We start from the raw sequence: 10,416 nt of genomic DNA, 5'->3' as shown, positions 1-10,416 counted from the left end.
CGCTCTTCTTCGTCAGCTTCTCTAACTCGCATCCTCACGTATATAAATCCGATCCGGTGCTCCTTCGATCGCTTCCTCGAATAGCTTGCTTCAAATTCACTTCATATTTTACTGAATGAATTACTCATTCAAAACTGAACAAAACATAAGCGCCACACTTAATATCCTTAGAAAGGAGGTGATCCAGCCGCACCTTCCGATACGGCTACCTTGTTACGACTTCACCCCAATCATCTGTCCCACCTTAGGCGGCTGGCTCCTTAGAGGTTACCTCACCGACTTCGGGTGTTACAAACTCTCGTGGTGTGACGGGCGGTGTGTACAAGGCCCGGGAACGTATTCACCGCGGCATGCTGATCCGCGATTACTAGCGATTCCGGCTTCATGTAGGCGAGTTGCAGCCTACAATCCGAACTGAGAATGGCTTTATGAGATTCGCTTACCCTCGCGGGTTCGCAGCTCTTTGTACCATCCATTGTAGCACGTGTGTAGCCCAGGTCATAAGGGGCATGATGATTTGACGTCATCCCCACCTTCCTCCGGTTTGTCACCGGCAGTCACCTTAGAGTGCCCAACTAAATGCTGGCAACTAAGATCAAGGGTTGCGCTCGTTGCGGGACTTAACCCAACATCTCACGACACGAGCTGACGACAACCATGCACCACCTGTCACTCTGTCCCCCGAAGGGGAACGTCCTATCTCTCTAGGATTGTCAGAGGATGTCAAGACCTGGTAAGGTTCTTCGCGTTGCTTCGAATTAAACCACATGCTCCACCGCTTGTGCGGGCCCCCGTCAATTCCTTTGAGTTTCAGCCTTGCGGCCGTACTCCCCAGGCGGAGTGCTTAATGCGTTAGCTGCAGCACTAAAGGGCGGAAACCCTCTAACACTTAGCACTCATCGTTTACGGCGTAGACTACCAGGGTATCTAATCCTGTTCGCTCCCCACGCTTTCGCGCCTCAGTGTCAGTTACAGACCAGAAAATCGCCTTCGCCACTGGTGTTCCTCCACATCTCTACGCATTTCACCGCTACACGTGGAATTCCACTTTCCTCTTCTGCACTCAAGTTCCCCAGTTTCCAATGACCCTCCCCGGTTGAGCCGTGGGCTTTCACATCAGACTTAAGGAACCACCTGCGCGCGCTTTACGCCCAATAATTCCGGACAACGCTTGCCACCTACGTATTACCGCGGCTGCTGGCACGTAGTTAGCCGTGGCTTTCTGGTTAGGTACCGTCAAGGTACCAGCAGTTACTCTGGTACTTGTTCTTCCCTAACAACAGAGCTTTACGACCCGAAGGCCTTCTTCGCTCACGCGGCGTTGCTCCGTCAGACTTTCGTCCATTGCGGAAGATTCCCTACTGCTGCCTCCCGTAGGAGTCTGGGCCGTGTCTCAGTCCCAGTGTGGCCGATCACCCTCTCAGGTCGGCTACGCATCGTGGCCTTGGTGAGCCGTTACCTCACCAACTAGCTAATGCGCCGCGGGCCCATCTGTAAGTGACAGCCGAAACCGTCTTTCCGTCTCTTCTCATGCGAGAAAAGAAATTATCCGGTATTAGCTCCGGTTTCCCGAAGTTATCCCAGTCTTACAGGTAGGTTACCCACGTGGTACTCACCCGCCCGCCGCTAAATCATGGGAGCAAGCTCCCAATCATTCGCCCGACTTGCATGTATTAGGCACGCCGCCAGCGTTCGTCCTGAGCCAGGATCAAACTTTCCAAAAAGTGTTTGACTTGCTCATTTGTTTTTATAGTGTGTTCTCACTTAAATTAAAACGTTGGCGCTTTGTTTTGTTCAGTTTTCAAAGAGCAAATCAATACTTCTAAATCTCAAAAACGACTTTATTAAATTAACACGTTATCGCATGTACTGTCAACATGTTTTTTTGAAAGTTTTCTGAGATGTATCTGCGCCGCTGTGAAAGCTTGTGTCCCTCAGCGACGTATATAAATATATCATTACAAAAACATTAGGTCAACAACTTTTTTAAAAAAATTATCGTACTTTATAATTACGATGATAAACTTCATTTCCCTTAGTCTCTGTTTTAACAACTTCAATAATAGTCTTATCTATTAAGTATTCTAACAAAACACTTAAATCAACAGCATAATGAACGAGTTCAGGATGATCCATTAATTCTGATATGCTCCAGTATCCCTGTCTTTCTTTCATTATTTCTAATAAATGCTGTGAACCTGTTTTGGTTCTAGAATAGATAAGAAATTCACTAGCGAGAAACAAAAGTTCAAGCCTTTTCTCGATTGTTTCCTCACTGTTTACGAGTTCTTCATACAATTTAAAAATTTCAGGTTCCATACATTTAACCTGATTCCAGACCGTTACTTCTGGATAAAACCCTTGATCAATCACTTCTAATCTAGCGAGATGATGCAAAGAATGGACCACATGATTATATGCATCTAAATAATGACCATCTTCAAAAAATGCTTTTCCATCCATATATCTTCTTATTAACTTAGCAAACTCTATACCGATCTTAATTTTCCGTCCATAGAAAGGAAACTCCCGAAGCTCAGTCTTAAGTTTGTAGAGATATTCATTATGATCATAGAGAATTTTACCATTTTGAAGCCAATCGACTACTTTTCGGTTCGTGCCCAGCAATAGCCATTCTTTTAGTTGTTTTTCCTCAACAATATGCAGAGCTGCTTTTTGATTTTTGTATGTATAGTGCTTTAAAAAAACCGGTTCATCCGCTTCATTTACAATTACAAATAAAATATAATCGAAGGTGTCTGTATTTGAACTTGTGTTTTTCCTTTTTTCTATTAAAAGTATGCCAAGTGTTGACTTTATGCTTGCCCGCTCTTGATAAATCGGACGAAGAATATCTTCCATCTCTTAATTCCCCCAATAAATTGTGGTATGTTTATTTGTTCGACATTTCAACTATAATCCCTGCAATGGAACAATCTTTTATAGATTTTTTCCTTTACTTTATTCTCTACATTTTTACTGAATATTCTCTTCTTTCCCAGTGAAATATGATATAGTAAAATTTCAGGAGGGACAACTATGGCGAAATATTCTAGTAAAATAAATAAAATCAGGACATTTGCTCTGAGTCTGGTCTTCATCGGTTTTATTGTGATGTATGGAGGGATATTTTTCAAATCTCATCCAATAGTTATGACGATTTTCATGCTGCTTGGTCTTCTATTTATTGTAGCTAGCACAGTCGTCTATTTCTGGATTGGTATGCTCTCAACAAAAACAGTGCAGGTCATTTGTCCAAACTGTAATAAGCCTACAAAAATATTAGGCAGAGTAGATATTTGTATGCATTGTGACGAAAGTTTAACGCTTGATAAAAGTCTTGAAGGTAAAGAATTTGATCAAAAATATAATCGTAAACAAACTCAACAAGAACAATGAGAGGCGTCTCCGTCTCTTTTCTAATGCTATCAATTAACTCACTATGATCGAACCATTTAGACTGTGTAAGGTCATTATGTAGATAGTTTTACTAGTTACTACACTAAAAAAGGTTCCTGCCTTAGTTAAGGCGGAACCTTTTTTAGTGTAAGCTTTTTCCTTGGCAAGCTGGACAATCTCCGTAAACTTCTAAACGGTGGGTATTCACTTTAAATCCAGTTACCTGTGAAGCAAAGTGCTCAACTTCTTCTAACGCCGGATAGTGAAAATCTACAATTGTCCCGCACTTTTCACAAATCACATGGTAATGGTTTGTTGTGACAAAATCGAAACGTGCAGAGGAATCCCCGTACGTTAATTCTTTAACCAGGCCAACTTCACGAAATACTCGAAGATTATTATAAACTGTTGCCACACTCATATTTGGAAATTTACCTTCCAATGCTTTATAAATATCGTCTGCAGTTGGGTGAGACATCGAGTTTATTAAATACTCAAGAATTGCATGACGTTGAGGGGTGATACGTACTCCGGTATCTTTCAATGATTCCAACGCTTCTTTTAATATCTCTTGGGACACCGTTATGCACCTCTTTTTCTTATCAAGTAGATATTCTTACTTTAGAATATTTATAATTAGTGTACCTTTGGTTGGCTTACTTTGTCAATGCTTCTCGTATGAAACAATCGCATTTCCTAGGATATCGATTTAATTTTATCATACTGGCTCCTTTTCTTTACAGCCAAATCAATATCCTTTTTCTGGATCAACCTCATTCACAAAATTTGATTTTCCTTCGAGATAAATAGCCAGATTTTGTTCAAAAATCTGGAACGCCCGTGGAAGGTACTTATAAGATCTGCTTGATAAATGAGAAGTCACAGTCACATTATCCATTTCCCAGAATGGATGATCCTTCGCTAGTGGCTCAGGATCGAATACGTCGAGAACCGCATGAGCGATTTCTTGATTAGCAAGTGCTGAAAGCAGGATATTCTCGTCTACTACGTCTCCTCGGCCAATATTTACAAATACCGCAGAATTCTTCATCGCCTTAAAGTGTTCTGATTTCACGAACCCCTTCGTTTCATGTGTGGACGGTAAAATGGATATAATATAATCCGCTTGCGAAAGTTCAATTAAGATATCCTTTTTTTGGACGATATGATCCATATATTCAGTTGGCCTACCACTTCTATTCAAACCTACCGTCTTCATATTAAAAGCTTTAGCGATACGGGCAATTTCACCACCGATTGCACCTGTCCCTAGGATAAGCATCGTCTTTCCATTTAATTCGCCTACCCTAACATCACGATCCCATTTCGCATTCCTTTCATTTTCAAGCAGCAACCTTCCTTTTTTTTCGTGGAGAAGCACCATAGCGAATGTATATTCAGCCATCGGGATTTTATGTATGCCACGGGCATTTGTTACAAGAATATCTCTTTCGATAATCACCTCGAAAGGCATTTTTTCAAGGCCTGCAGACATGACCATGATCCATTTAAGCTTGGGCGCATTTCGAATATGTTGATTTTCTAAATCTTCACCGTATGTAATTAAAACTTCAGCCTCAGATAATGCACCTTTTTCAAGATCCTCTTGAAAGTGAAAGTCAATATCCGGGAACTTTGTTTCTAAATCTGTTTGAATTGTTTTTGATGGCACAATTGTTGATAATACTAACATATGAATTCCTCCCATAAATTATTGTTTTCTATTTAGAAGATTTATGGCACCATCCTTTATTTTTTTCATAAAAAACCGCGAGCACTAGGCCCGCGTAAGTTATTTCGAGGAGGTATTCCCATACTTTAACATATTCAATGATAGAAATATTGAGTTGGACAAAAGCCTTTTCCAAGAAAAATAGGCAGGCTATATTAATTGATCGGGGTTTAATCCTTCTAGCTCCGGCAACGTAAATAGGCCGTCCTTGCGGATGCAAACATCGTCAAAATAGATTTCGCCTCCACCATATTCCGGACGTTGAATTAATACCATATCCCAATGAACGCTAGAGCGATTTCCATTATCTGCTTCTTCATAGGCCTCACCCGGTGTGAAGTGAAGACTTCCGCAAATTTTTTCGTCAAAAAGAATATCACCCATTGGTTCTGTAATAAACGGGTTTACTCCAATAGCAAATTCACCAATATAGCGGGCACCTGCATCTGTATTAAAAATTTCATTCATTTTTTCCGTTTGATCAGACTTAGCTTCGATCAACTTACCTTCTTTAAAGGTTAATGATACATTCCGAAAAGTCATGCCTTGATATGGACATGGAGTATTAAAAGTAATCGTTCCATTGACACTATCCTTGATCGGAGCGGTAAATACTTCCCCATCCGGAATATTATTTGTACCTGCACAAACAACAGCTGGAATACCTTTGATTGAAAAAGATAAATCTGTTCCTGGTGATACAAGACGGACTCGATCAGTCCGTTCCATTAATTGTTTTAAAGGCTGCATAGCACGGTCCATTTTTTCATAATCAGCCGTACTTACTTCCAATAAAAAGTCCTCAAAACGACTTAAGCTCATCCCCGCTTTTTGTGCAAGACCCATTGTTGGGTAATTGAGCAGCACCCAACGACGATTATTGACATAAAAGAATGTCGACTGCTTCATCGCTTCACCACGAATTCGATGCTTCTCTGCCGGGACTTCTGAAAGCTCGGCATCATTTTCTTCTCCGTAGGCAATGATGACTGCATCTGTATCTTCATATTTTTTTAACATCCAGGATGCTAGCGTTTCAAGCTGTTCCCTTTCATACCCCATTGCTAAATGACGGTTTAATTCATCATCCATAATATCAATGTATGGATAGGCTCCTAGTTTATACGTTTCATCAATTAATTCTTTCATCAACGGTTTTGCATTGTAATGCCCTCTTATTAATACTCGCTCACCCGCTTTTAGTTTTATCGAATGTGTCAAAAGGAGCTTTGCCAGTTTATTTAGTCGTTCGTCTCTCATCGTATCCCTCGCTTATTCTGCTTTGTTTCGCAAGTATTCGAGTGCTTCTTCAACATGGCCTTTAACCTTTACTTTACGCCATTCTTTGACTAGCGTTCCTTTTTCGTCGATTAAAAAGGTCGAGCGTTCTATTCCCATATATTCTTTGCCGAAATTTTTCTTTAACTTCCATACTTCATATGTTTCAGCCACTTCATGATGTTCATCCGCTAATAATGTAAATGGCAGGCCGTGTTTGTCGATAAATTTTTTATGGCTAGCAATAGGATCCGGACTGATTCCAAGGATAACCGCATTAAGCTCTCCAAACTGTGTATGCTGATCTCTGAAATCACATGCTTCTGTTGTACATCCTGGTGTCATATCCTTCGGGTAGAAAAAAAGAACGATATTTTTCCCTAGGTAGTCAGATAATGAAACTTCCCCGCCTTCACTTGCCTGTAGTGTAAAATCCGGTGCTTTTTCTCCTACTTGTAATTTCATTTTGATAGCCTCCAGTTTCTATACTATATGTTCTATAAATTAGGGTACCTAATTTTATCAGCAAAGACAACTTTCACCTCTTATTTCGTTCATACTGATCCATCTCGCTGCTCACCGTTCGAATTACGAAGGCTACCGGTAGTGCATAGCCGACGAACGCTTGAATCGTCGCTACCATTCTTCCGATCCCGATCGGACTGATATCACCGTAACCGACAGAAAACATTGTCATCGCACTGAAATAAAATGAGGTTTGTAATTGTTGGAAGAAGTCCCCTTCTACTCTCTTGCCATTATCAAGTATGACTGAATGATTTTGCAGTTCAAATAAAAGATATATTAAAGCAAAACCAATTAAGATCGTGGCATATAGATTAATCGCCCATCCAAGTGTTTCCATCGAAAACCGTTTCTTATCACCGGTAGTCAAGAATAATGTACGAATACTCATGACCATACAAAAAATAATAGCAATGAATAATGCATAAAAAGTCATTCCCATTCCTCTTTTCACGATAAAGTGAAACTTCAATCAGTGGGTTTTTACGGGCAGTAACCCCCACCTACACTTCTTCGATTACTCTCTACACCTTAAGGTGGGGGTTACTGCCCGTTAATGCGGGATAAAGTGAAACTTTCTTCGGATATACCAGGATAAAACTCCCTCATACTATACCTACTCCTTGTCCAGCCCATATATGCGAAAAGGAACGAAATTGGGGTCAGACCCTATTTCCCAAGTTTCTAAAAACTCAAAAACCCTTGTTATATCAAGGGTTTTTGAGTTTTATGCAGGGGTCAGACCCCATTTCCCGATTTAATTCCCGGCACCTCGGTATTTGCGTACCCCTTTATTCCAGATAAGGATGGCTAGCATAAAGAAGATGATTCCGATTAATGGTGTTGCAAAGGAAAAAGCGTACCATTCTTTTTTCCCAAGGAAGTAGGCGGCTGGATATACGCCTACAAAGGCGAACGGTAGTACCCACGTTAACAGAAAGCGGATGACTTTATTGTAAATATCAACCGGATAGCGGCCATAGTTACCGATATTGTACATCATTGGCATAATGGAGGTTTTCGCATCCGACCAAAAACCAATACTCGCAATAGCAATGAAAATAGCCGCATATGCTAGTGCTCCACCAATCGCAAATAAGATAAACAAAAACGGATCGTACCAATTAATGGATAGGTTTAAAGAAGTCCCAGCATACACGACAATCACGAGTCCAGTCACAACACCAAAAAGCGATTCAAGCTCCATTCGCTCAAGAATAACTTGAAACAAACTATGTATCGGCCGTGTTAATATCCGATCCATCTCCCCTTTCACAATATATCGTTCATTGAAGTCCCAAATGTTAAAAAAGGAACTGAACAAAGCAAACGGAATAAGAAAAAAACCATAAATAAAGATAATTTCATCACGGCTCCAGCCGCTTAAAAATTGTGTATGTCCAAATACAACAAGGATAAAAACTAAGTTCACTGTCTGATTTAGCAAGTCAGAAATCATTTCTACAACAAGATCAGCTCTGTATTCTAACCGAGTTTTCATATATTGGCTCATATATTGAAAAAACATAGTTACATAAAACATAATTTCAACCTCCCTGTATGATCAGCTGTTTTTTCGCAGCTGTCCAAAGTAGTCGAATAGGTACCAACAAAACAAGCACCCAAACTGATTGTTGAAGTAGTGCATAAACGATTTCACCGCCAGTAAAACCATTGGTAAAAATCATACTTGGGATATAACTAATCCCTTGAAACGGCAAATATTTCATAATGTCCTGAGCCCAAAATGGATAAAAGCTAATCGGTAATATCAAGCCTGAAAACAGGTCAATGATAACCCTTTTGGCCCGAATTAATCCTGCGTTATTATAAAAGAAGAACGCTGTAATCCCTGTGAGTAAATTAATCTGTGTGTTAATAATAAAGCTCAACAGCAACGATAGACCGAATAACCCCCAGCTTGCCGGGTGATGAGGAACCTGAATTGGAAAAATAAGTGCAACCAAAATCATCCCTGGAATTGAAAAGAAAAAAAATCGAAAAATTCCCTCTCCCAATCCTTGCATCGTTTTCATACCTAAATAGTTGTATGGTCGAATCAATTCAATCGCTACTTTTCCCTCTTTAATTTCAAGCGCGATTTCACGATCGATATTATTAAAATAAAATGCACGTGCCATCCATGCAATCGCTACATAAGTTGTCATTTGGATGCTCGTTAATCCTTCAATAGAGGATTTTTCTCCGTAAATCGCATTCCATAAAAAATAGTAAGCACCAATATTAATGCTGTATATTAATATTCCCGTATAATAATCAGTTCGATATGCCAGCATCATTAAAAATCGCATGCGTATCATCTCTAAATACTTTTCCAAGATTTGAGCTCCTTTCTATTGAGTACGAACGAGATTTTTCACGTAATCAATTCATACCTTTTTCATAAATATTACGAACAATCTCCTCAATCGATGTTTCATGAATTTTCACGTCTTTAATTTTAAAATGAGAAATTACAGCAGAAATCAGTTGAGAGATATTTTCATCTTCTCCTTTTATATTAGCAATATAGGTTTGATTTTTTTCGTCATATTCCCAATCAGTAGAAAACTGAAGTGGAAGAGAATTAAGCTCAGATAGGTTTACATGATTCATAAACTGAAAGTGAATTTCTTTTTCTTCAGCCCAATTGTTTTTCAAAGCATCAAGCTCACCATCATACACAATTTTCCCTTCATCTAGCATAACAACACGGTTACACAGTGCTTCAATATCCCCAAGGTCGTGTGTCGTCAATAAAATGGTCGTATTGTATTTCTCATTAATTTCTTTAAGAAATTCACGGATTTTCAATTTAACGAGGACATCTAGTCCGATCGTCGGTTCATCCAAAAACAATAGCGGTGGATTATGTATCAATGCTGCAGCTAATTCACAACGCATGCGCTGACCAAGGGAAAGCTTCCGAACGGGTTTATCTAATAAAGGGCCAATGTCTAGCGTTTTTATGACATGCCCCATATGCTCGTTATATTGCTCGTCCGATACTTTATACACTTTCTTCAGTAATCTAAATGACTCTTGAACAGCAATATCCCACCATAATTGAGATCGTTGCCCAAATACAACGCCGATCGTCCGTGTAAATTTTTCCCGTTCCCGATGTGGGTTCATTCCATTTACGCGCAATTTTCCTGAGGTGGGTTCTAGGATTCCCGTCAGCATTTTAATCGTTGTCGATTTTCCCGCCCCATTTTCCCCAATATAAGCTACCATCTCGCCTTGTTTTACAGTAAAATTAATATCGTTTACTGCTGGGACAATTTTATAATTCCGTGTCAATAAATCACGAAATGCACCTTTTAATCCTGTACGGCTGGAATACGATTTGAATTCCTTCCGCAGTTGAGATACTTCAATTGCATTATTCATGTAATATTCCTCCAATTGCCTTAGTTACCCAATGAATTAGTCTATCCAATGCTCTGTTGTAAAACAATAAAAATGCCTAATAGGATGTA

At 39.8% G+C, this 10,416-nt stretch carries 10 protein-coding genes and 1 rRNA gene; 1 reads left to right on the top strand and 10 read right to left on the bottom strand.

What is annotated here, in order from left to right; all coding sequences use genetic code 11:
- Window positions 1-171: 171 nt before the first annotated feature.
- Together V179_RS0103590 and V179_RS0103585 are read right to left on the bottom strand one after the other, a co-directional pair.
- Window positions 172-1,724: ribosomal RNA gene (locus V179_RS0103590) — 16S ribosomal RNA — on the bottom strand.
- A gap of 271 nt (window positions 1,725-1,995) precedes the next feature.
- A complete protein-coding gene (locus tag V179_RS0103585) occupies window positions 1,996-2,862 on the bottom strand; it encodes a nucleotidyltransferase-like protein (protein WP_028390316.1) in 867 nt (288 codons plus the stop codon).
- 177 nt (window positions 2,863-3,039) lie between these two features.
- Between V179_RS0103585 and V179_RS0103580 the strand changes: the two genes are divergently transcribed.
- Window positions 3,040-3,399: a YgzB family protein gene (locus V179_RS0103580; RefSeq protein WP_028390315.1), complete on the top strand. Its 360-nt coding sequence runs from the start codon at window positions 3,040-3,042 to the stop codon at window positions 3,397-3,399.
- Between the two features lie 142 nt (window positions 3,400-3,541).
- Here V179_RS0103580 and perR read toward each other — a convergent pair whose 3' ends face one another.
- From perR to V179_RS0103540, 8 genes are all read right to left on the bottom strand, one after another.
- Window positions 3,542-3,979 carry a peroxide-responsive transcriptional repressor PerR gene (gene perR, locus V179_RS0103575; RefSeq protein WP_152534688.1) on the bottom strand — a complete coding sequence of 146 codons (438 nt, stop codon included), beginning with the start codon at window positions 3,977-3,979 and terminating at the stop codon, window positions 3,542-3,544.
- A 168-nt stretch (window positions 3,980-4,147) separates the two neighbouring features.
- A complete protein-coding gene (locus tag V179_RS0103570) occupies window positions 4,148-5,092 on the bottom strand; it encodes a D-2-hydroxyacid dehydrogenase (RefSeq protein WP_028390313.1) in 945 nt (314 codons plus the stop codon).
- A gap of 189 nt (window positions 5,093-5,281) precedes the next feature.
- A complete protein-coding gene (locus V179_RS0103565) occupies window positions 5,282-6,391 on the bottom strand; it encodes an aminopeptidase (RefSeq protein WP_028390312.1) in 1,110 nt (369 codons plus the stop codon).
- Window positions 6,392-6,403: 12 nt separating this feature from the next.
- A complete protein-coding gene (gene bcp, locus V179_RS0103560; RefSeq protein WP_028390311.1) occupies window positions 6,404-6,874 on the bottom strand; it encodes a thioredoxin-dependent thiol peroxidase in 471 nt (156 codons plus the stop codon).
- Window positions 6,875-6,947: 73 nt separating this feature from the next.
- The gene (locus V179_RS0103555; protein WP_028390310.1) at window positions 6,948-7,370 is read right to left on the bottom strand and encodes a potassium channel family protein; all 423 of its coding nucleotides are present in this window, start codon (window positions 7,368-7,370) and stop codon (window positions 6,948-6,950) included.
- 321 nt (window positions 7,371-7,691) lie between these two features.
- Window positions 7,692-8,477: an ABC transporter permease gene (locus V179_RS0103550; RefSeq protein ID WP_028390309.1), complete on the bottom strand. Its 786-nt coding sequence runs from the start codon at window positions 8,475-8,477 to the stop codon at window positions 7,692-7,694.
- A 4-nt stretch (window positions 8,478-8,481) separates the two neighbouring features.
- Window positions 8,482-9,273 carry an ABC transporter permease gene (locus V179_RS0103545; RefSeq protein WP_028390308.1) on the bottom strand — a complete coding sequence of 264 codons (792 nt, stop codon included), beginning with the start codon at window positions 9,271-9,273 and terminating at the stop codon, window positions 8,482-8,484.
- Between the two features lie 46 nt (window positions 9,274-9,319).
- A complete protein-coding gene (locus tag V179_RS0103540) occupies window positions 9,320-10,327 on the bottom strand; it encodes an ABC transporter ATP-binding protein (protein ID WP_028390307.1) in 1,008 nt (335 codons plus the stop codon).
- Between the last annotated feature and the right edge of the window lie 89 nt (window positions 10,328-10,416).

It is taken from the genome of Bacillus cihuensis, assembly GCF_000504145.1.
Taxonomy (GTDB): Bacteria; Bacillota; Bacilli; order Bacillales; family DSM-1321; genus Peribacillus; species Peribacillus huizhouensis.
The sequence above is the reverse complement of the archived record's forward strand: the minus strand, read 5'-3'. Positions and strand labels throughout refer to the sequence as shown.

Coding starts and splice junctions, on each gene's coding strand:
- V179_RS0103585 (WP_028390316.1), bottom strand. CDS start 2,862: ATGGAAGATATTCTTCGTCCGATTTATCAAGAGCGGGCAAGCATAAAG.
- V179_RS0103580 (WP_028390315.1), top strand. CDS start 3,040: ATGGCGAAATATTCTAGTAAAATAAATAAAATCAGGACATTTGCTCTG.
- V179_RS0103570 (WP_028390313.1), bottom strand. CDS start 5,092: ATGTTAGTATTATCAACAATTGTGCCATCAAAAACAATTCAAACAGAT.
- V179_RS0103565 (WP_028390312.1), bottom strand. CDS start 6,391: ATGAGAGACGAACGACTAAATAAACTGGCAAAGCTCCTTTTGACACAT.
- bcp (WP_028390311.1), bottom strand. CDS start 6,874: ATGAAATTACAAGTAGGAGAAAAAGCACCGGATTTTACACTACAGGCA.
- V179_RS0103555 (WP_028390310.1), bottom strand. CDS start 7,370: ATGACTTTTTATGCATTATTCATTGCTATTATTTTTTGTATGGTCATG.
- V179_RS0103550 (WP_028390309.1), bottom strand. CDS start 8,477: ATGTTTTATGTAACTATGTTTTTTCAATATATGAGCCAATATATGAAA.
- V179_RS0103540 (WP_028390307.1), bottom strand. CDS start 10,327: ATGAATAATGCAATTGAAGTATCTCAACTGCGGAAGGAATTCAAATCG.